General features: G+C 38.6%; 21 protein-coding genes. 12 read left to right on the forward strand and 9 right to left on the reverse strand.

Features of this window, described 5'->3' with window-relative positions; translation table 11 throughout:
• Positions 1–124 precede the first annotated feature (124 nt).
• Positions 125–1,600, forward strand: coding sequence for a methyl-accepting chemotaxis protein (locus tag ACI3K6_RS20465; RefSeq protein WP_435556283.1), 1,476 nt, complete (start codon positions 125–127; stop codon positions 1,598–1,600).
• Positions 1,601–1,636: 36 nt separating this feature from the next.
• Here ACI3K6_RS20465 and ACI3K6_RS20470 read toward each other — a convergent pair whose 3' ends face one another.
• Entirely contained in the window at positions 1,637–1,978 is a 342-nt protein-coding gene (locus tag ACI3K6_RS20470) for a hypothetical protein (RefSeq protein ID WP_435556284.1), read from the reverse strand.
• 66 nt (positions 1,979–2,044) lie between these two features.
• Positions 2,045–3,211, reverse strand: coding sequence for an MFS transporter (locus ACI3K6_RS20475; RefSeq protein ID WP_435556285.1), 1,167 nt, complete (start codon positions 3,209–3,211; stop codon positions 2,045–2,047).
• 423 nt (positions 3,212–3,634) lie between these two features.
• Here ACI3K6_RS20475 and ACI3K6_RS20480 point away from each other — a divergent pair, with 423 nt between their 5' ends.
• On the forward strand, positions 3,635–4,480 hold the full coding sequence (locus ACI3K6_RS20480) for an arginase family protein (RefSeq protein ID WP_435556286.1): 846 nt from the start codon (positions 3,635–3,637) through the stop codon (positions 4,478–4,480).
• Between the two features lie 656 nt (positions 4,481–5,136).
• Here ACI3K6_RS20480 and ACI3K6_RS20485 read toward each other — a convergent pair.
• The 3 genes from ACI3K6_RS20485 to ACI3K6_RS20495 are packed head-to-tail and all read right to left on the reverse strand — an operon-like array spanning position 5,137 to position 8,448.
• Entirely contained in the window at positions 5,137–6,771 is a 1,635-nt protein-coding gene (locus ACI3K6_RS20485) for a PhnE/PtxC family ABC transporter permease (protein WP_435556287.1), read from the reverse strand.
• The gene (locus ACI3K6_RS20490; protein ID WP_435556288.1) at positions 6,768–7,526 is read right to left on the reverse strand and encodes a phosphonate ABC transporter ATP-binding protein; all 759 of its coding nucleotides are present in this window, start codon (positions 7,524–7,526) and stop codon (positions 6,768–6,770) included. Before ACI3K6_RS20490 ends, ACI3K6_RS20485 begins: the two co-directional genes overlap by 4 nt.
• 16 nt (positions 7,527–7,542) lie before the next feature.
• A complete protein-coding gene (locus tag ACI3K6_RS20495; RefSeq protein ID WP_435556289.1) occupies positions 7,543–8,448 on the reverse strand; it encodes a putative selenate ABC transporter substrate-binding protein in 906 nt (301 codons plus the stop codon).
• A gap of 314 nt (positions 8,449–8,762) precedes the next feature.
• Between ACI3K6_RS20495 and ACI3K6_RS20500 the strand changes: the two genes are divergently transcribed.
• The 6 genes from ACI3K6_RS20500 (at position 8,763) to ACI3K6_RS20525 (ending at position 14,730) form a co-directional block, all read left to right on the forward strand.
• Positions 8,763–9,239, forward strand: coding sequence for a hypothetical protein (locus ACI3K6_RS20500; protein WP_435556290.1), 477 nt, complete (start codon positions 8,763–8,765; stop codon positions 9,237–9,239).
• Between the two features lie 83 nt (positions 9,240–9,322).
• A complete protein-coding gene (locus tag ACI3K6_RS20505) occupies positions 9,323–9,538 on the forward strand; it encodes a spore germination protein (RefSeq protein WP_435556291.1) in 216 nt (71 codons plus the stop codon).
• Between the two features lie 100 nt (positions 9,539–9,638).
• Positions 9,639–10,637, forward strand: coding sequence for an NAD(P)H-dependent flavin oxidoreductase (locus tag ACI3K6_RS20510; protein WP_435556292.1), 999 nt, complete (start codon positions 9,639–9,641; stop codon positions 10,635–10,637).
• 86 nt (positions 10,638–10,723) lie between these two features.
• Positions 10,724–12,271, forward strand: a complete 1,548-nt coding sequence (locus ACI3K6_RS20515; RefSeq protein WP_435556293.1) for an acyl-CoA carboxylase subunit beta — start codon at positions 10,724–10,726, stop codon at positions 12,269–12,271.
• A gap of 283 nt (positions 12,272–12,554) precedes the next feature.
• Entirely contained in the window at positions 12,555–13,745 is a 1,191-nt protein-coding gene (locus ACI3K6_RS20520; protein WP_335479908.1) for a glycine C-acetyltransferase, read from the forward strand.
• Positions 13,746–13,767: 22 nt separating this feature from the next.
• Entirely contained in the window at positions 13,768–14,730 is a 963-nt protein-coding gene (locus tag ACI3K6_RS20525) for an L-threonine 3-dehydrogenase (RefSeq protein ID WP_435556294.1), read from the forward strand.
• Between the two features lie 34 nt (positions 14,731–14,764).
• Here the strand turns inward: ACI3K6_RS20525 and selD are convergent, their stop codons facing one another.
• Positions 14,765–15,817, reverse strand: a complete 1,053-nt coding sequence (gene selD / locus ACI3K6_RS20530) for a selenide, water dikinase SelD (RefSeq protein ID WP_435556295.1) — start codon at positions 15,815–15,817, stop codon at positions 14,765–14,767.
• A gap of 135 nt (positions 15,818–15,952) precedes the next feature.
• On the opposite strand from selD, the gene ACI3K6_RS20535 reads away from it, so the two are divergent.
• Positions 15,953–16,192 (forward strand): Rdx family protein, encoded by a 240-nt coding sequence (locus ACI3K6_RS20535; protein WP_435556296.1) that lies wholly within the window; start codon positions 15,953–15,955, stop codon positions 16,190–16,192.
• Positions 16,193–16,276: 84 nt separating this feature from the next.
• On the opposite strand, the gene ACI3K6_RS20540 is transcribed toward ACI3K6_RS20535, so the two are convergent.
• Positions 16,277–16,684, reverse strand: a complete 408-nt coding sequence (locus ACI3K6_RS20540) for an Hsp20/alpha crystallin family protein (protein WP_435556297.1) — start codon at positions 16,682–16,684, stop codon at positions 16,277–16,279.
• 102 nt (positions 16,685–16,786) lie between these two features.
• Between ACI3K6_RS20540 and selA the strand changes: the two genes are divergently transcribed.
• The gene (gene selA / locus ACI3K6_RS20545; protein WP_435556298.1) at positions 16,787–18,196 is read left to right on the forward strand and encodes an L-seryl-tRNA(Sec) selenium transferase; all 1,410 of its coding nucleotides are present in this window, start codon (positions 16,787–16,789) and stop codon (positions 18,194–18,196) included.
• A gap of 56 nt (positions 18,197–18,252) precedes the next feature.
• Here the strand turns inward: selA and ACI3K6_RS20550 are convergent, their stop codons facing one another.
• On the reverse strand, positions 18,253–18,393 hold the full coding sequence (locus ACI3K6_RS20550) for a small acid-soluble spore protein P (RefSeq protein WP_435556353.1): 141 nt from the start codon (positions 18,391–18,393) through the stop codon (positions 18,253–18,255).
• 110 nt (positions 18,394–18,503) lie between these two features.
• Between ACI3K6_RS20550 and ACI3K6_RS20555 the strand changes: the two genes are divergently transcribed.
• A complete protein-coding gene (locus ACI3K6_RS20555; protein ID WP_435556299.1) occupies positions 18,504–18,773 on the forward strand; it encodes a hypothetical protein in 270 nt (89 codons plus the stop codon).
• A 40-nt stretch (positions 18,774–18,813) separates the two neighbouring features.
• On the opposite strand, the gene sspO is transcribed toward ACI3K6_RS20555, so the two are convergent.
• Positions 18,814–18,963, reverse strand: a complete 150-nt coding sequence (sspO, locus tag ACI3K6_RS20560; RefSeq protein ID WP_335482552.1) for a small acid-soluble spore protein O — start codon at positions 18,961–18,963, stop codon at positions 18,814–18,816.
• Between the two features lie 331 nt (positions 18,964–19,294).
• On the opposite strand from sspO, the gene acnA reads away from it, so the two are divergent.
• Entirely contained in the window at positions 19,295–22,000 is a 2,706-nt protein-coding gene (acnA, locus tag ACI3K6_RS20565) for an aconitate hydratase AcnA (protein ID WP_435556300.1), read from the forward strand.
• Positions 22,001–22,421: the final 421 nt, after the last annotated feature.

Raw genomic sequence — 22,421 nt, forward strand, 5'->3', positions numbered from 1 at the left:
AGGTACTTTGCCATAAGTGCCTTTTTCCTGTGATTTTTTTCCTAACTTTCCTGCCTAAATCCCTAAACTAATCTTCAAAAATGTCGATATAGGATATAAGTTGATTAAAGGGAGAGATTGCAACATGGAAACGGTTTCAGAAATGATAAACAAAGCAACAAAGCATAAAAATACAATCATGTTTTATTCTTTATTAGTTTCACTTACTGTTGGATTGCTTTATAGCTTCATAAATAAAACTACAACAGACATCATACTCTATAGCAGTGAAATTGTTTTATTTGTTGCAATGTATGTTTCGTTTAGATATTTAGTTAAAAAGGAATCACTCTTTCCATACTTAAGTTTAATATTAGTTTATATTTTTATTTCATTGCAATTAGTAACTGGCGGAGGAACGATTTCTAATTTTCAAGTTCTTACGTTTTTACTAGTTTTTATAGCAACGCCATTTAAAAGCAGGTTATTTTTAGTTGGTTTTGGTGTAGGATTGGTATTGTTTGTTTTAAATTACCTGTTTGCTGTAGACCAGGCTGCTAAAGAGGCATTTTCATCTGGAATATTAACATATATTTTATCAGGAGTTTCCCTCTTTTTATTAATCAAAATAAATGGTGAACAACAAAACACCGTTAATTCGCTGCTCTTAGATTCTGAAAAGAATACCGATGAAAAACAAACCCAGAGTGCTATTTTAGAGCGAGAGATTTCAAGTATCGTAGAACAAATCAATAATGTAAACAACCAAATCCAGCAGCATGTGAATCTCCAGCAAGAAATGAAATATTCAATTCAAGAGGTTGCTGCCGGAAGTCAGGTACAAAGCAATCAGGTTTCAAATATCGCAGATAGTGCTCGTACCACTGTTCAAGCAGTCAATACGATGGAAGATGTGACAAGAGAATTATACGCTGATTCAAAAAATACAAAAGTGATAGCCAATAACGGACTAGAAAAGATCAACAGCTTAAATAAGGATATGGCTGAATTAAAACAATTGGTGAATCAGTTAAACCAGAATTTTGAATCTCTTTCCGAAAAAATTCGAGAAACAAATGATTTTGCTGGAATTATTAAAGGGATCACGGATCAAACGAATCTCCTTGCATTAAATGCCAGTATTGAGGCAGCCCGTGCAGGAGAGGCTGGAAGAGGATTCTCTGTTGTTGCTGAGGAAATTAGGAAACTCGCTGAAACAACAAATACTACTACTAAAAATATCACAGAAAACCTTGCGGACGTCATCGAAACAAATCTGCTTGCATGGGAAAATATGAACAAAAGTGCTGATAAGCTGGATGAAAGTGTTAGCGCAACAAATGAAGTATCAAACTACTTTGGCCAGCTAAACCAGACGGTTGATCAATTAAATATCAAAATTGCCAATTATGAAAAACTAATGAATGATGTAAATACAAAAACACAGGTTGTTGAATCGTCCACGACTGAATTGGCAGCTGTAATAGAAGAAGCCTCTGCAGGACTGCAACAAATGAGCAACACAATTCAATCCATTAGTGAGGATAATGGTCAAATTGCGAATTATATGGATGAATTAACACGTAGTGCTGAAACAATAAGAAATAGCTTTAAAGCTTAATTTATAAAAATACTCCCAAGCAACATGGGAGTATTTTTATTGGTCTTTTTTTGTTTTTTGATTATAATTCCAATAGCGAAGTGTTTCAGTTTTACCAGTTGGCTCATGATCAATGATTTTTCCATCTTTATCCCGCAGGATTTCGTATTCCTCATAGGTTTCGACTATATAGTCGCCTACTTTCTCACTCTTAACCTTCTTTTCCATTAATTCCGGTAAATCCGCTGGGGGTTCTGTATTAACAGCTTCAACTGTTGCCGGTTGACCGGCAGTATAGGAATAATTTTTATTTAATATTGAGTATGGCGAATCAAGATAAGCCACTAATACTAGGCTAGATAGTAATAAAACGGCACTAATATAGGTTCTTCGTTTCATCGGCTCGTCTCCTTATCAATGAATCCTTATAACTCATTTTATGCATGTCCGAGACGGGTATGACAACTAATGCTCCATTGAATTTGTTACATGACTTTGGGAACGGAACCGCAGAAATAGTATAAATGCTATGATCGTAATGATAGTTCCTGAAATATAGGGAAGTCCGACTGATAGTGAAAAAAGCCATCCGCCAAGTGGCGGCCCAATGATCCGACCCAACGAGTCAAAAGATGAAAGAAGCCCGGTTGCACTACCATGGCCGGAGGTTGTTGTTTTGGTTAATAATGATGAAACACTTGGTCGAATCACACCATTACCAAGTCCAAATATCGTTAAGAAAATGGCCGCAGTTGTAAAACTATGCACGAGGAGAATGAGGCCAAATCCAAACGCTGACACCACCATGCCACCAAGGATTACGGCTCTTTCTCCATATTTTTTTGTAAATCTCCCCACTAAACCACCTTGTACCAAAGCGCTTCCAAAACCCATAATCATAAAAATATAGCCAAGCTGAGAAGGGCTGAGACCGGCTCGTTTCGAGGCAAAATAGGCAAAGGTAGCTTCTAGACCCGATAGAGACAAGGATATTAATAGTTGAACAAAAAATAAAACCGAAACATGGCGATTAAACGCTTTCCAAATAGAATTATTTTTAAGGGATTCCCCACTAGTTTTTTCTTTAGTTTCTTTCAAAAGAATAAATACAAGAACCAATGTTAAAAAGGAAGAAGCACTAGCAAGAAAGAACGGCATATTCAGATTGATCTTAGAGAAAATCCCCCCGATGGCAGGACCAAAAACAAAACCAAGACCTGTAGCAGCACCAACAATTCCCATCCCTTTAGCACGATTTTCATCCGTTGTAATGTCTGCTACATACGCCATTGCGGTTGGCATATTCGCTGAGGATAGGATCCCTCCGATTGTTCTGGCTGCAAATAGCATCCAAAGCTGCGTTGAAATAGCTTGAATAAAAAAAGATAAACATAGTCCGGCAATTCCCATCATCATTACGGGCTTTCTACCAATGCGATCAGAAACCCGACCCCAGATTGGCGCAAAAATCAATTGCATTAACGAATATATCGACATTAATAAACCAAGTTCAGTTGGATTTGCTCCCATTTGCTCCGCATAAAATGGTAAGACAGGAATAATAATTCCAAACCCTACCATTACCAAAAACATGACAACAAAAAGGATGGGTAAAGCAGTTTTTGTTTGCAAGGGTTCTCACACCTCCAGAATTCTTCCATATCATTATGTACTTAATTCATTAGTCCAACTACAATTATCACCTAGTCTGGTAAATCTATGCAACCTGCAAGTAGTGTTCAGGTAATAAATCCTTAAAAAATTAAATTTTTATTCAAAATTTTTAAAAAAGTTGGTATGATAAACATGCTCATAGTGGTAAGGTTCAATTCTATTTTCTAACATGGAAAGCAGATGTCCGCACTCTTACTTATGAAGAAGCTACCGAAATTGTTACCACATTTGGGCGTCATTTTGATGGTGGGAAATTGGTAAGAAAGGACAACAACCGACAAATCTTGATAAAAGACCCAGCTACTTTAATATATTAAAAATATATCAATTTGCTAGCAATTATATACTTATTATATAGCGATTAGATATGAGGTGATATTTTTGAAAATAAATATATTTTCCATTCCCAGCAATGCCGGTGCCCTATATAAAGGAACCGAATTGGCTCCAGAGGTTTTATTGAAGAGAAATTTAGTGGGTAAATTAGAAGAAAGAGGATTACAGGTTCAAAATATGGGCGATATTGGTGATTTCAGTAATCTCCCTAGACATAATGTTGAACCGATAAGAAATTGGCCAGCTCCAAGAATGGTTTGGGATGCCATCTTAGAAAAGTCAGATGAGATTTTCGATCCCGACTTTTTTTCAATAATATTAGGCGGGGATTGCAGTATCGAGGTAGGGACGTTTACAGCTTTTCAAAAAGTATTTGGCGATAAAAGCCATCTTTTAGTATTGGATGCTCATATCGATAGCATTGAACCTAACGGGGACCGTTGTGTAGGAGCTGCAGGAATGGGTCTTTGGTTCTTAACTCAGGATCGAAAAGTATGGCGGAAGGAGGAGCCGGTTAATGCTTCCGATGTATCAATCATTGGACCTAACTCAAACACACAAAATCATTATGGTTTCAAAGTGGTTCCGATTCTAGAACACACTAATATGGAACCAGTGATTGCCCTTTTACATGAAATGTCACCAGATGCGAAAATTCTTGTCCATTTCGATGTCGATCTTTTAGATCAATCCATCATGCCATCCGCTTATTCTCCAAATATGACAGGTTTATCTTTTCAACACGCTAAAGAATTACTTTCCATCATTCTTAGTGATCCTAGGGTAAAAGGGATGGAAGTAACGGAATTTGCTGCGAACAAGGAGAATGATGGTACCAGTGCTAACACAATTGTTGACTTACTTTGCTGTATTTCAAAACGTGAGGAATAAAGAGTTCTTTTGTAATTGAAAGAGAAGGTTATATGTTCGAATTTATAAAAAGAACTCGATGAAGGACACTTTTCTAGTTGAGCAAATGAGAAATCTCCTTCATCCCCAAGATGAAAACCACTTTTTTAGGTGAGCAATCAAGAAATGTCGTTCATCCGCAAGATGAAAGCCACTTTTAAAGTTGAGCAATCAAGAAATGTCCTTCATCCCCAAGATGAATGACACTTTTCTTGTTGAGCAATCAAGAAATGTCCTTCATCCCCAAGATGAAAGCCACTTTTCTAGTTGAGCAAACAAGAAATGTCGTTCATCCCCAAGATGAAAGCCACTTTTCTAGTTGAGCAAACAAGAAATGTCGTTCATCCCCAAGATGAAAACCACTTATCTAGTTGAGCAATCAAGAAATGTCGTTCATCCCCAAGATGAAAACCACTTTCCTAGTTGAGCAAACGAGAAAAGTCCTTCATCCCCAAGATGAATGACGCTTTTTCAATTTCATGGCTTATGTATTGTCTTTCATCTTCCATAATATTGCATATTTCTAGCTACGCATCATACTGTAGCAACAAAAAACCGCATTAGAACTCATTATTGAATTCTAATACGGTTAACAAGACTGAAACGTTAATTAAGACCATGAATTTATTAGTACTTTTTTATCGGACAGCCTTTCTCGTGCTTTCCGAGGCAAAATCGGCAATTATCACGAGAACCATATAACAAAGGAGCAACAAAGTGATTTCTGTGTAATGGAAAAAACTCATTGCCAGTTTAAATTCCATTCCCAAACCTCCTGCACCAACAAAACCAACCACTATGGTTGTTCTCATGATGACTTCCCACCGATAAAGAATATAAGTCAGAAATCTTGGTAAAACGGTGGGGAGGATCCCATAAAACAGAACCGCTAGTTTGGAAGCCCCGGCCGAAGCTAAATTGCGAATGGGTTGTGCATCCATATCCTCGATGACTTCTGCCCACAGCTTGCCGAGAATGCCAAAGTTATGCAAGGCAAGGGCAATGGCACCCGGTAACAGCCCTGGTTTAAAAATAAATATGATCATCATCGCCCAAACAAGCTCGGGTACCGACCTGGAGAAAATATACATTATTCGAACCATTCCATATAAAATCCAATTGTACCATTTCTTATCACCAGTCAATTGTCCGTTGGCAATGTTTCTCGCTGCCGGGATAACGGTAAGAAATGCTGCAATGGTGGAGAAGCCGATGGCCATGATACTCATTTCCAATGTTTCCAAAGTAAGATTTAATGCAGCAGACCAACTTTCTCTTTCTAAAAAAGCGGGCTGCTGATTATTAACACCGATTAAACCTTCAAAAAACCGTTTTGCTGCTTCATAATTTTTATCGGAAAATAAATCAAAGAATAGTGCATGTTCTCCCAATAAAATAAACAACCAGGAACCAATGATTAATAAAAGTGCAAAAATCGCTGAGCCCCAAGTATAACTGAAGCCGCGTTGTTTTCTTTGTTCAATAAGTGATGTTCGAACAACATTACTCCAAATATCTACTAAAATGACTAAGACAATCAAGAAAAAGACAAAGGTCCATACCCGGTCATATTTTAAATCTCGGAGGGACAGTTGTATTTGATAACCGAGCCCGCCAAGTCCGACAAAGCTCATGATTGCAGACGATCGAATGGAACATTCAAATCGGTACATGGTGTAACTGATGATGTCAGCCCATACTAAAGGAAAATATCCATAAATCAACGTTTGAATTTTAGAAGCCCCAGCGGATCTTAGGGATTTAATGGGTTCTTCAGGAACATCATTCAACATATCTGAAAAAATGCGCCCGAGGATTCCCCCATAGGGAATGGCCAGGGAGAAAATCGCCGCGTAGGGAGAAAGACCGATTGCCGCAACAAAGAGCCATGCCCAGATCAGCTCATGAATGGATCGGGTGAATCCTAAAATACCCCTAAAGCAGATTTTTGATACGATCCGTGAAGTTTTGGTTGATGTGATAACCCCTGAAGCCAGAGTACCTACGATAAACGCATAAACAACTGCTAGTGACATTCCGGCAACTGCGTAGGCAAGCGTAATCCATGCAGATTTCAGTCCAAGTGCTAATACTTCAAGGGTTAAATCAGGATGAATAAGACCTTTTAAGATTTGTAAAAGGGTTGGAATGCCACCGGAATGGACTAAATCTGAATTCCATTTTATTGAAAATAGACTCCACACAAATACGGCGTTTAGCAATAATGAAAGTAAAAAGCGGTTATGATGTCGTATAACAGAAGTTAATTTCATTCATTAACACCGCTTCTTATGTGGTACAGCTGTGTCAAAAGATGATCAGTTACTTGTTCCGTTGGCAAATCAAAGAAAATTTCTCCGTTCTTCATAGAGATAATTCTTGTAAAATATTTTCTGGCATATTCCACTGAATGCAAGCTAGTAATTAAGGTCAGCTGTTTCTCTTTTACAATAGAAGTCAGCATGGCTAAAATATCTTCAGAACGCGCTGGATCAAGGGAAGCAACAGGTTCATCGGCTAAGATAATTTCCGGATTTTGAACCATTAATCTGGCCATGGCAACCCTCTGCTGTTCTCCACCAGAGAGGGTGGAAGTCATTTCGTATTCTTTCCCTTGTAATCCCACTCGTTGCAAGGCTTTTAATGCTGTCTCTTTTTCCTGGGGAACCAACAAAGAAAATAATGATTTGATCGTGCTCCATTCTGATAATTTTCCCGCTAATACATTATGAATGACAGCCAATGAACCAATTAGGTCGAATTGTTGACGAATAACCCCCACTTTTTTTGCGAAAATCTTTCCTTTTTTATAATAGGAAAGGGGGAAGCCATCAATTAGCAATTCTCCGTTAGAGAGGGGTTCAATTCCGGCAATAGAATTCAGTAGAGTAGTCTTTCCGGCACCACTTGGACCAATTAAGGCGATTAATTCACCCTGTTTAACAGAAAAAGAAAGGGAAGATAAAGCTATCTTCCGCTCAAAGTGTTTTGTTAAGTTTTTCGCTTCAATCCTATTTTTTGAAGACATTTGTAACTTCATCCTTCTATTTAATAATCTTCAAATCTCTTGCAACTTTTTCAATCTTTTTATAGTTAGCATTTTTAGTTTCCACGAATTGATCGGTTTGGAATAAATTTGCAATGTCCGTTTGCTCGCTGGTGATTGATAACAGAGCATCTTTTACTTTTTTCTTTGTGCCTTTTCCAAATACTTCCTCAACATTACTGTTTATAGTCCAGTTGTAATCATAATAAGCTGGTGTGGTATAAAATACTTTCACCTTATTACCATCAACTTTTCCTTCTTTAACAGCAGCCTGCCATACAGCTTCATTTAAAGCACCTGCTTTAAATGCACCGGATTCAACTAATTTGTAGGTTGCATCATGGGAACCAGAATAATTAGGTTTACCGTCAAAGTCACGATCCGGATTAATACCTGCTTCAGTAAGGTAGTAGCGTGGCATTAAGTGGCCTGAGGTGGAGCTTTCACTACCAAAGGTAAACGATTTACCTTTTAAATCCGCCAATTTTGTAATATTGGAATTTGCCTTAGTAATAAATACGGAATGGAATTCCGCGTCGCGAGGACGTTGGACAATCGATTCTGCATCTGGGACCAGGTTTCTTGCTTGAACACTCGTTAAGCCGCCAAACCAAGCCATATGAATTTCACCGCGTTGGAAAGCAGTAACCAAGGCTGAATAATCAACAGAAGGGACAAATTCAACTTTTAACCCTGTTTTTTCACTTAAATATTTAGCAGTTGCAGTCATTCCTTTATCAAGGTCAGCTGCATTTTGGTCAGGAATCGCTCCAATTTTGAAGACCTCGTCCGTTTTTGGAGTGGATTCTTTTTTACCTTCACTTTTCTTTTCATCTTTTTGGCCACAAGCGGCTAATGGAAAGACAAGCATCGCAAGAACGAGAATAGAAAGCCATTTTTTCATATGCAATTTCTCCTTAGCTGTATATTAGAATATAATCATAACCTTACTCATTATAAATGGAGCTATACCTAGTTTAAATTCAATTTATCTATTTGTTCATTGTCATTAAATCGATTTTATCGATAAGTTATATGACAAATCAAATGAATTTCCGATAAATACAAATTCATTTGTTTAAAATCATAATAGAGTTTTTCCAATTACGGCTAGATTTTTATAGGAAATCAGAAAGGTTTTGTTTCAAACTTTTGAATCTTTTAATATGCATAGTAGAGAGGATTTATGGGAATTTTTATAATAAAAAGGAATTTACTATGCTAGGATTACTAATCGCTATCATTATTTTTAATATTGTCGCCATAAAAAAAAATCGCCTTTCGACCAATCAACTGGTTCATATCTGGATGTTTACCATTACTTCCCAGTCTTTGTTTGATCTATTTGTTGAATTTAAATATCATGGGTACTGGTACTTTGATAAAGAAATTGATTTTTCGGGGTTATTGCCCCATATCATTTTAGTCCCTCCGGTTAATACGGTTTTTTTAAGTTTGTTTCCATTTCATAAGACCTTTCTTCATAAAATGATATATTTCATTTGTTTTTATATTTTTATCTTACTTTACGAATTGGTAACCTTGCTTCCTTCACCATGGGGATATTTTCATTATGGTTGGTGGAAGCTGTGGCATGCAGCCATTTTAGACCCGATTCTTTTGCTCATTCTGTTGGGATACTATAAATGGATCTGTCAAATTGAAAAGGCAGCCACAATGCAATTTGAAAAATAAACTGTGCTTCATTAATGAATTTGTTTATGCAACCAGCTGAACTTGTACATATGATAATAAAAATAATATAAAGGGGGAGAATCGTGGTTTTAAACCGAGATGGAGTGTCGATCGGAACGATTTCAGGCGGTATTGTAAACTTTGGCGGGGCTATCTGTATATCTCCGATTTCAATTACGAATTCTCAAACAGGCTCTGGAGGAACTAATACTGGACAGGCAGTTGCAAGAAATGCTCGTGCCATTGTTTCAAATAATGTTGCTGAGTTACTTAATAATTTACTACGAAGCTCACAGTAGCTTCGTTTTATTTTTAAAAAAAGTGATTGAACATTCATTCATTATCCAGTACTATTAAATTGTTAATGTTTCTGAAAATTCTAAATTAAGGAGTGAAAGAATGAAAAGATCACTTCCAGAGGAATGGTTAAATCAACTTCGCTTACCTGTCATCTCTGCACCGATGTTTTTGGTGTCAGGCACCGATTTAGTTAAAAACTGTTGTTTAAATGGGATCATTGGTTCGTTTCCAGCGCCAAATGCGCGGCCGATTGAAGTCCTTGATCAGTGGATGGGAGAAATAAAAACAGAGCTTGAAGAGGCCCAGAAAAAGGATCCTCAACAAAGAATAGCACCATGGGCAATGAACATGGTTGTACATAGCTCATATGGTCGCCTTGAAGAAGAACTATCTTTAATTCAAAAACATCAGCCTCCTTTAGTCATTACTTCACTAGGAAATCCTAAGAAGGTGGTAAAAATGGTTCATGGATATGGTGGACTTGTCTTTTCAGATGTAAGCGATATCAATTTCGCCAAAAAAGCAGCAAATGCAGGTGTTGATGGCCTAATCCTTGTTTCAAGTGGAGCAGGCGGCCATGCTGGCCAACTGAATGGGTTTGCCTTTATTGATACGGTTCGAACTTTCTGGGATGGAATTATCGTATTAGCAGGTTCCATTTCAACGGGGAAAGGAATTCTTGCCGCTCAGGCTGCAGGAGCTGACCTTGCTTACATGGGGACAAGATTTATTGTGGCGACAGAGAGCATGGCAAATCATGATTATCGACAAATGCTGGTTGAGTCTACTCAGGAGGACATTATTTTAACTGATGCGTTTTCTGGTGTAAAAGCTAATATGCTGAAACCGAGTATTCGAAAAGCAGGCCTTGACCCTGAACAACTAGTAAAAAAAGAAAAAGTTGATTTTAATGACATGCAGAAGGAAACCAATGCGAAAGCTTGGAGAGATATTTGGTCTGCGGGACATGGTGTTGGAGCCATTAATCGGATTGAAACTGCGGCTGATATTATTACTCGATTAGAAACAGAATATCTGGAGGCAATTGAAAATATTAATAACCAAGCTTTACGATTTATAAAAGTGAGCTTGAAGTAAAGATAGATGCAAAGGCTCAGATTTGGGCCTTTTTCTTTCTCTTTTTGTTTAATAAGGTAGATGATAAGGGAATTGGAGGAATGGGGATGGACGAATTAAAGCGGATGGCGGATGAATTACAATCCAGAAAAGAGGCGGCTTTATTAGGAGGAGGACCGGATAAAATAGCTGCCCAGCATGAGCGCGGTTTGTTAACGGCTCGAGAACGAATCCATCAATTTGTTGACCAGGATAGTTTTATGGAACTAGGAATGTTAAATACTTCTGATGTAAAAGGGTCTGAGAATAAAAGCTATGGTGATGGGTTAATCGGTGGAATTGGCAAGGTGAACGGTAGATCAGCAGTCATTATTGCAGGGGATAAAACGGTATTTGCCGGAACGGAAGGCAATGTTCATATCAGAAAATCAAAGAGCATACATGAATTTGCTTTGAAAAACGGTCTCCCGATTTTCTCGCTTAATGAAGGTGGGGGGTTAAGGATGCCAGATGGAATGGGCTCTGATGGGATTAGTGACAAATTGTTCCCGCGTGAGATGTTAACCGTTCATCGTCAGGTGCCAACGATGTCGGCCATATTAGGTGATAGTTTTGGTGGTCCAACCTGGTGGGCTGTTTCATCTGACTTTGTGACTCAACTTCAGGGAACTTGTATGGCCATAGCTGGACCCCGAATGCTTGAACTGGCAAACGGTCAAAAATTAACTCCTGAAGAATTGGGAGGAGTGGACATTCACCATCGTTTTACAGGACAAATTGATGATGATGGTGAGACTGAAGAGGAGTGCATGGAACAATTAAAGACCTATTTTTCCTACATGCCGCAAAATGCTAGTGAACGACCACAAATGAAACCTTCAACAGATGACCCTTATAGGAGTATAGAAGAAGTATACTCAATTTTACCGCAGCAAAGTAATCGAGTTTATGATATGAAAAAAATCATCAAAGTGTTGGTTGATGAGGGAATCTTCTATGAGTTTCAACAGAAATTCGGAAGGGGGCTCATTACAGCATTTGCTCATATGAATGGCCATGTGGTTGGGATTATTGCCAACCAGCCAAATCAATTTGCAGGGGCTCCAGGGCCGCATGAATGTCAAAAAGCGACCGAATTTATTTGCCTTTGCGACTCCTACCATATACCACTCATTTTTCTTCATGATACCCCAGGTTTTCGAATCAGCAGCGAAGCAGAAAAGGCAAAAATGCCGACAAAAATTATGGTGTGGAATCAAGCTTTAGCTTTGTCAACAGTTCCGAAAATATCCGTCGTCATCCGGAAAAGTATTGGTGCAGCCTATGGAAATATGTGCGGTCCCGGGATGGGTGGAGATTTAATCGTGGCTTGGCCAACAGCCGAAATAAATTTTACCGGTCCTGAGGTGGGCGTGAATGTTGTATTCGGTCGTGAGTTGGCTCGTGCAGAAAATCCTGCGGAAGAGAGAAGAAAATTGCTCGAGCTCTGGTCATTCGACTCCTCACCTTATATAGCCGCAGCAAAACATCTAATTGATGATATCATTCAACCTCATGAAACCCGTAAATTTCTCTGTCAATCGATTGAGTATTTATTAACGACAAAAAGGGAAAAAAGCGAACGGTTATTAGCCAACTGGCCTACAGGAATATAAAATATAAAATATAAAATAAGGACCTATCCAGAATTGTTGGATAGGTTCTTATTTTTTGTTCTTGTATACGAACTTTTTTTCATTTTAATCCATTAGGAAATGGATAATCTAATTATAACAAAAAAATTTTAGGCTTTTGTCCACTTGACATGAACACTATTGAAAAAATATGATAAAGTATAGGTAAGAAATCCTTTAAAATAGCCATTTAAAGGTGTTTTAACTGTCCGCCCTAGATGGACAAATGTATTTTTGAAGAACATAAATAAAGGGGGAACTGGGTGTGTCGAGTCATATTTTGGAGCAATTTTTAAATGAGAATCTTGAAGATTTGAAGGGAAAGGGTCTTTACAATGTTATTGACCCATTAGAAAGCCCTAATGGTCCTATTATAAAGATAAATGGAAGAGATTTAGTGAACTTGTCTTCAAATAACTATCTTGGTTTAGCCACTGACGAACGTTTGAAACAAGCCGCTACAGAAGCAATTGAAAAATATGGGGTTGGTGCCGGTGCCGTACGGACCATTAACGGAACACTTAAACTTCATGTAGAATTAGAGGAAAAATTAGCTGAATTTAAGCATACAGAAGCAGCAATAGCTTATCAATCTGGTTTTAATTGTAATATGGCAGCGATTTCTGCGGTAATGGATCAACATGATGCGATTTTATCTGATGAATTAAATCATGCATCGATTATTGATGGTTGCCGTCTGTCAAAAGCAAAAATCATTCGTTTTAACCATTCTGATATGGCAGATTTACGCGCAAAAGCGAAGGAAGCAAAGGAATCTGGGCAATATAATAAAATTATGGTGATTACAGATGGAGTTTTCTCCATGGATGGGGATATTGCTTTATTGCCGGAAATTGTGAAAATTGCTGAAGAATTTGATTTGATTACATATGTTGACGATGCCCATGGCTCCGGTGTTCTTGGCGATGGAGCAGGAACCGTTAAACATTTTGGCTTGTCTGATAAAATTGATTTCCAAATCGGGACTTTGTCAAAGGCAATCGGGGTTGTTGGCGGATACGTGGCAGGTAGAAGGAATCTGATTGACTGGTTAAAGGTGCGAAGCCGTCCATTCCTATTTTCGACCTCTTTGACACCTGCAGATGTGGCTGCAAGTAAGCGTGCCATTGAAATCCTAATGGAAAGCACTGAATTGAACCAAAAACTATGGGAAAATGGCAACTATTTGAAAAAGGGACTTAAAGAACTTGGATTTAATATAGGGAAAAGTGAAACCCCAATCACTCCTTGTATAATTGGAGAGGAAACGATCGCTCAGCAATTTAGCAGACGTTTAAATGAAGAAGGGGTATATGCCAAAGCCATCGTTTTCCCAACTGTACCAAAGGGAACAGGCCGCGTTCGAAATATGCCAACAGCCGCTCATACCACGGAAATGCTTGACAAAGCCATCTCTATTTATGAAAAAGTAGGCAAGGAAATGGGTATTATTTAATAGCAGAGGATGGAGAATCAACATGAAACGAATTTTAATTACCGGTGCACTCGGACAAATTGGTTCTGAACTAACCTTAAAGCTAAGAGAGATTTATGGAGCCGATAATGTTATTGCCACAGATATCAAAAAGAATGACAGTGAGGCCGCACAAAGCGGACCATTTGAGGTCTTAGATGTCACAGATTTAAATAGAATGGGTGAAGTAGCCCAAAAATATAAAGTTGATACGGTGATGCATTTAGCTGCACTTTTATCAGCAACAGCCGAAGCAAGGCCGTTATTTGCCTGGAATTTGAACATGGGCGGTTTATTAAATGCGTTAGAGACCGCAAAAGAAATGAAGGCGCAATTTTTCACGCCGAGTTCAATTGGAGCATTTGGACCAACTACTCCTAAAGATGATACTCCGCAAGATACAATCATGCGTCCTACTACGATGTATGGGGTTAACAAAGTAGCAGGAGAATTATTAGCTGATTATTATTTTCAAAAATTTGGGGTAGATACCAGGGGATTACGTTTCCCAGGCTTAATTTCTTATGTTACACCTCCTGGCGGCGGCACAACCGATTACGCGGTTGAAATTTATTACGAAGCTGTTAAAAATGGCCGATATACTTCCTATATAGATAAAGGTACTTACATGGACATGATGTATATGCCAGATGCGTTACAGGCCATTGTTGACTTAATGGAAGCCGATTCAACCAAATTAATTCATCGCAATTCCTTCAATGTCAGTGCCATGAGCTTTGATCCGGAAGAAATTGCTGCGAGCATTGCTAAATATATACCAGGTTTTAAGATTTCATATCAGGTGGACCCAGTCCGTCAAAAGATTGCTGAGAGCTGGCCGAACTCTATTGATTCGACTGCTGCAAAAGAAGAGTGGGGCTTTAAATTCGATTATGATTTAGACAAAATGACTATGGACATGATTGAAAAACTACGTCCAAACATGCAAATGAGAATTCCGGGTTGAATGAAAAAAACAGCGTGGCGCTAATGCCTCGCTGTTATTTTTTTACATAAATTAGTTTGTCCTGTTTCTCGATTACTCGCCCAATAATTGATACATGGTTTAAACCCTTCGCATGCATGTCATTTACATACTGCACAGCTTCTTCTTCACTAATTGAAACTAAAAGACCACCCGATGTGATAGCATCACATAGCACCAGTTGTTCCTCAGGTAAAATACCCTCGTAAATAATATCATCATGCAACCATTTATGGTTGGATTTAGATCCTCCTGGTACGACTCCCATTTTTGCCAATTCAAGAGTTCCATCAAGTATCGGAACCTGGGCGAGGGAAATTTCAATGCTAACCTCACTGCCGCGAGCCATTTCACTGCTATGTCCAAGCAGACCAAATCCGGTAATATCCGTTACAGCATGAGGGTGGTAAGGGAATAAGGTTTGAGCAGCTGTCTTGTTCAACATCGCCATCGTATCCGTCACTTCTTTTTCCTGTTCAGGAGTAACGGCACTTCTTTTGATTCCTGTTGTTAGAATGCCAACCCCGATCGGCTTAGTTAAAATCAATAAATCTCCCGGTTTGGCCCCAACATTTTTCCAGACCTTTTCAGGGTGTACAAGCCCAGTAACAGATAAACCGAACTTTGGCTCCTGATCATCAATAGAATGGCCACCTAAAGTGATGGCTCCCGCTTCTTTTACTTTATCTGCAGCACCGCGCATAATTTCTGCTAACATATCGGGACCAAGCTTTTTAATGGGATAACCCACGATATTTAAAGCTGTCTTTGGTTCACCGCCCATTGCATACACATCACTTAATGAGTTCGCTGCAGCGATTTGCCCAAACATATAAGGGTCATCAACTATTGGTGTAAAATAATCAACGGTTTGTATTAGTGCTATGGAATCAGTCAGTTTATAGACTCCGGCATCATCACTTGTTTCATTTCCAACAAGTAATTCCGGTACAGGTTCTTGTTTTGGTAAAAGACGCAATACTTGCGTCAGGTCCTCTGGACCAATCTTGCAACCTCAGCCAGCTTTTGTTGAAAGAGAGGTTAAGCGGATTTTTTCTTGTTCACTCATAAGTACACCTCCATTATAGTAGTATACACTTGTCTACCCTAATCCGCACTATAGGAGCAAAAGATTTGCGGAAAATAACAGAAATGGATAAACTATTCCTACCATAACAATATTAACAAAATATAGGAGGATAACATGAAGAACTATCATATTGTTGTTGAGTTTTGTATGCAATGAAATTATGCACCTAAAGCTGCGAGTTTCGCGGAAGAGCTATTCAATCATTTTCGGAGAGACATTGAAAAATTGGAGTTGATCCCAGCATCTGGAGGAGTCTTTGAAGTAACAGTGAATGGGGAAAAAATATACTCCAAACATGAAACGGGTATTTTCCCGGATACAGAAGAAATGATTCAAATCATCTCAAAAAAATAAAAAAGTGGCCCTTCATAACGGAAATGAGGGCCTTTATTTTTGGACTAATAATATTATTATGTAAACTACAATAAAAAAAGAAAGCTATGGCAACGTAATATAGCGATTTTTTCCTAAACCTTTATTTAATTTGGAAATGAAGATTTCCAATGTTCCATTTTGAAAAGCGGCATGAACATCATGATGGATGACAAGAAAGGGGAGGGTAATAATTCGAACTCGTTTTGGGAACTGAGATGGAGTGGAATAGCCGTTCTTTTGGGCAGTAATCATTAACTGTGTGCCTTCAACTTTTACAAGTATTTCAGAGCTGCAAAATTCATTTAAAGAAGCCTCCACAATCCAATCATGGTCGGTTTCATATAGATCAATGCGAAATTGGTTTTGATCATAATAGGTAGTTAGCGGATCTAAAAAATATTTTTTTAGCCACTGTTCCATTCGCTCGTGATCAACCCAATCGTATTGAGGTATCATTTTTTTCTTTTTCAAATCTATTTCCCCCTTGATAGGTTCAGTTTATTCTTGGAGACGAAAAAGGGTGAAAAAGTGATATAATAGTCCTATTGAAACAATAGTAAAGGAGTTATCACTTTGAAGGAATACTTGCGATCCATCCCCCCTGTCCATGAATTGCAAAATCACCAGAAGTTTCTAATGATCTTAGAAGAGTCTAATCTAGATTATGTTCAACTTACCAGGCATCTTAAAGAGGTACTAGAACAAATCAGACAGTCCCTTATCACTGGTCAATGGAAAGATTCGTTTCCAGGAACGGAACATTTTATTGACATCATTTTTAGCAATTTAAAAGATAAAGTGACTCAGCAATTCTCCTTTACATTAGAAAAAGTAATCAACGCAACTGGAACCATCTTACATACTAATCTTGGCAGAGCCAGATTAAGTGAAGCGGCGATTCAACATGTAGCGGACATCTCACGAGGTTATTCCAACTTAGAATATAATTTGCCAGAAGGAGAACGTGGTTCGCGACACAGTCATGTAGAAGCTTTGGTGCGGAAAATCACAGGTGCTGAAGCAGCAATGGTGGTTAATAACAACGCTGCTGCAGTGTATTTAGTGTTGAGAGCACTTGCGAAAAATAAAGAAGTCATTGTATCAAGAGGTCAGCTTGTTGAAATCGGTGGATCATTCCGAATTTCATCGATTATGGAGGAAAGCGGTGCGAACCTGGTTGAGGTTGGGACAACCAATAAAACTCATTTATATGATTATGAAAAAGCGATTAGTCCCGACACGGCTATTATCATGAAGGTACATACAAGTAATTTTAAAGTGATTGGTTTTACAAAATCAGTTGAAACGGAAGAATTGATTGAACTTGCGCATCAACAAGAAGATGTTATTTTTTATGAGGATTTGGGCAGCGGCGTCTTATATGACTTCAGAAATCATGGTATTGGTGACGAACCGGTTGTACGTGAGGTTATAGAAATGGGGGCAGATGTTGTTACGTTTAGTGGAGACAAGCTGTTAGGCGGCCCTCAGGCAGGAATTATTGTAGGGAAAAAAGTGATTATTGATCAACTAAAAAAACATCAGTTGGCCCGGGTGGTAAGAGTGGATAAAATGACTCTTGCGGCACTAGAGGGTACATTAATAGATTATGCCCGGGGAGAAAAAGCCATGCAGAATATCCCAACCATTCGAGATTTGCTTAAATCCGTTCATGAATTAGACGAAAGATCTCAAACATTTGTTACAAATTTATTACAAAGAACAGGTAGTTATGTGACAAAAATTGTTCAGGATATGAGTCAAGTCGGCGGCGGCACCATGCCGGATGTTGAACTGCCTACAAAGGTAATCGCTTTGATACATAACAAACTGACAGCAGAACAATTAGGCCGTAACCTTCGTACCGAAACAAAACCTGCCATCATCGGCAGGATTCAAAAGGATGAATATTTAATTGATTTACGAACCGTCACTCCTGAAGAGGAAAAAATTCTCCTGGAAGCATTAGTTACAATTCAATAGAAATAATTCGCTCCCGCAATCGCAGGGAGCGTTTTTTCACTTTAAACTTCTGGTTATTACATATCGTGATGTGAATTATGTTTTTGACGAGTGTGGTTACGGTTCTTTACTTTTTTCGAACCGCTTAATGGCTCCGGCTGTCCAGATTGCTTCGGAGCATTTTTTCTCATATCTGTACCATCGTTTTTGTTCATGATCATCCCTCCTCATTAGTTAGAATGCAGTGATTAAGTCTTTTTATGCTGAATATTTTTTTCACTTCTGTACAGTTTAAAAGATAACAAAATTGAAGGAGGAACTTGTTTCAATGCAAAAATTTCCATACAACAAAGACAAACAACAGGCGTTTCATGCTGCCCAGCAGGGATACGAAGAGGCACAGGGACTTTATGAAACCATCGTTACTGATAGTGCCAGCTATGGCCATCAATTAAAACACTTAAAAAATGAAGTGAATGAAGCTTATCAGCAAATCGAAAATGCACTTGAAGTAGCATCAGACCATCAAAGAGCCCAGCTTGAAAGATTTCAGCAGGATTTAAGACAGATGGTATCAGAAGTAAATCAATACGAATAAATGGAAAAAAGCGGGTAAATCAAACCCGCTTTTTTTTACTTTATTGGTTCTTTTTTCTCTTTTTATTGTTTTGTTTTTCCATTTCCGTTAAGGGTTCACTGGCGATTTCCTCATTATAGCCTGTACCCATTCCTTGGGACTTGGCAGCGTTTGCACCAGGGATAATATGGTTTGCTCTACGTTTCGACATCATCCTTCACCTCCTGATAAATTTACTTTTTCCATTTGTGCGAAATAAATGACAAATAATAATTTTTTTGCCATAATAATAGTTGAAATCCCGTGGTGGAACTAATACAACATAACATAGGTAATAATAATGTTTTCGCAATATTTCGAATGAAATACATAAAAGTCATAAGAAAAACTTATCAATCGCAATAACTTTCTTGTTATTTACTTATGTAATCGGTTGTATTAAGATTGAATTGTGAGAAAAGTTTTACCAGATGGGAATATTCAAACTTTTCGACTTACATTTATTAAAATTTTTTTAAAACGAATAAGGGGGTTATTTAAACATGGTGAAAAACGATGTGTTTCACGCACGTTCTTCTTTCGATGTGGATGGAAAAACGTATCACTATTACCGTTTGAATGCTTTAGAAGAAGCAGGAATCGGCAAGGTTTCAAAATTACCTTACTCTGTAAAAGTGCTGCTTGAATCAGTACTTCGCCAATATGATGGCCGTGTCATTACAAAAGAACATGTTGAAAACTTAGCAAAATGGGGAACAGATGAGCTTAAAGAGGTTGATGTACCATTCAAGCCATCCCGTGTTATTCTGCAAGACTTTACTGGAGTTCCAGCAGTTGTTGACCTTGCTTCCTTAAGAAAAGCAATGGCTGACTTAGGTGGCGACCCTGATAAAATCAATCCTGAAAAAACAGTAGATCTTGTTATCGACCACTCTGTACAGGTTGATGCATATGGTTCTGACAATGCATTAAAAGTAAACATGGATTTAGAATTCGAGCGTAATGCTGAGCGTTATCAGTTCTTAAGCTGGGCGCAAAAAGCATTCAACAATTATCGTGCTGTTCCGCCAGCAACTGGGATCGTTCACCAAGTTAACCTTGAGTTTTTGGCTGATGTTGTTCATGTTGCTGAAGTAGACGGCGAATTAGAAGCGTACCCAGATACTTTAGTAGGAACTGACTCCCATACAACTATGATCAATGGTCTAGGTGTTCTTGGTTGGGGCGTAGGCGGTATCGAGGCAGAAGCAGGAATGCTTGGCCAGCCTTCATATTTCCCAGTTCCAGAAGTTGTTGGGGTTAAATTAACTGGCGAACTTCCAAATGGTGCCACTGCAACTGACCTTGCGCTTAAAGTGACTCAAATTCTTCGTAAACATGGTGTAGTTGGTAAATTCGTTGAGTATTTCGGCCCTGGAGTATCTTCACTTCCACTTGCTGACCGTGCAACAATTGCCAACATGGCTCCAGAATACGGTGCAACTTGCGGATTCTTCCCTATTGACGATGAATCCCTTGAATATATGCGTTTAACTGGTCGCGACGAAGAAGGTATTAAAGTCGTTGAACAATATTGTAAAGCTAATGGTTTATTCTTCAATCCATCTGAAGAACCGGTGTATACAGATGTAATTGAAATTAACCTTGAAGAAATTGAAGCAAATCTGTCTGGCCCTAAGCGTCCACAAGATTTAATTCCACTTTCAAAAATGAAAGAAGAATTCGTTCAGGCTGTTTCTGCTCCTCAAGGAAACCAAGGCTTCGGCTTACAGGCTGATGAACTTGAAAAGTCTGCTACTATTAAATTTAATAATGGCGACGAAACTGAAATTAAAACAGGTGCTGTAGCAATTGCTTCTATCACTAGCTGTACAAACACTTCTAACCCATATGTACTAGTAGGTGCTGGATTAGTAGCGAAAAAAGCAGTGGAATTAGGCATGGAAGTTCCAAAGTTTGTTAAAACTTCATTGGCTCCAGGATCTAAGGTTGTTACTGGTTACCTACGTGATTCTGGCTTACTACCATACCTTGAGCAAATCGGCTTCAATCTTGTAGGTTACGGCTGTACTACATGTATCGGTAACTCTGGTCCATTAAAAGAAGAAATCGAGAAAACAATCGCAGAAAATGATCTATTAGTTACATCTGTTCTTTCAGGTAACCGTAACTTTGAAGGACGTATTCATCCACTTGTAAAAGCTAACTACCTTGCTTCACCACCATTAGTTGTGGCTTATGCATTAGCTGGTACCGTTAACATTGATTTTGCTAAAGAGCCAATTGGTAAAGATAAAGATGGAAAAGATGTATTCTTCAATGATATTTGGCCAACAACTGCTGAAGTGAATGATGTTGTAAAACGTACTGTTACACCAGAATTGTTCCGTAGAGAATATGAGAATGTATTTGGTGACAATGAACGTTGGAATGAAATCAAAACAAGCAATGAGCCGTTATATACTTGGGATGCGGATTCTACTTACATCCAAAATCCTCCATTCTTCGAGGGCCTATCACCAGATCCAGACGAAGTGAAGCCATTAGCAGGACTTCGTATTGTTGGTAAGTTCGGAGATTCTGTTACAACTGACCATATTTCACCAGCAGGAGCTATTGGTAAAAATACTCCAGCCGGAAAATATCTGTTAGAAAAAGGTGTTCAACTTCGTGACTTTAACTCTTACGGTTCTCGTCGTGGTAACCACGAAGTTATGATGCGTGGTACTTTTGCAAACATTCGTATCCGTAACCAAATCGCACCAGGCACTGAAGGTGGCGTCACAACTTATTGGCCAACAGGCGAAGTTATGTCCATTTTTGATGCTTGCATGAAGTATAAAGAACAAGGAACAGGCTTAATGGTTCTTGCAGGTAAAGATTACGGTATGGGTTCATCCCGTGACTGGGCAGCAAAAGGTACAAACCTATTAGGAATCAAGACAGTTCTTGCTGAAAGTTTCGAGCGTATTCACCGTTCAAACCTAGTTTTGATGGGTGTGCTTCCACTTCAATTTAAAGATGGTGACAGTGCAGAATCACTTGGTTTAACTGGTAAAGAAACCTTTGAAGTTCAAGTGGATGAAAATGTAAAACCACGCGATCTTATAAAAGTAACAGCTGTTGATGAAAACGGTGGCAAGAAAGAATTCGAAGTAATTGTTCGCTTCGACTCAGAAGTTGAAATTGACTACTACCGTCACGGCGGTATCCTGCAAATGGTACTTCGCGAAAAATTACAGGGATAATATCCTTAGGGAAGACCCATCATGCTTTTAATTGCATGGTGGGTTTTTTTGTTTAAGTTTTCAGCGTTTAGTTCTGCATTGACGACCGTTCAAATTGAGAATGGGAATAAGAGGTGTTCAAGAGGTCCTCTTGGCGACCGTTCAGATAGAAATAGTGAGAGGAGGTGTTCAAGAGGTCCTCTTGGCGACCGTTCAGATAGAAATAGTGAGAGGAGGTCTTCAAGAGGTCCTCTTAGCGACCGTTCAGATAGAGAATGGGATGAAGATGTATTTAATAAGGCCTCTTGGCAATCAGTCAGATCGAAGTTTGAAAGAAAAAGTCTTCAATAAGTCCTTTTGGCGACCAATAAGAAGGATTACATGAAGAAGAGTTATTCAATAAGGGTTCTTGGTAATTTTCTTCCGAAACCATTGACATATT

Origin of the sequence: Neobacillus solisequens, assembly GCF_051233465.1 — a bacterium.
In the GTDB taxonomy this organism is placed as follows: Bacteria; Bacillota; Bacilli; order Bacillales; family Cytobacillaceae; genus Neobacillus.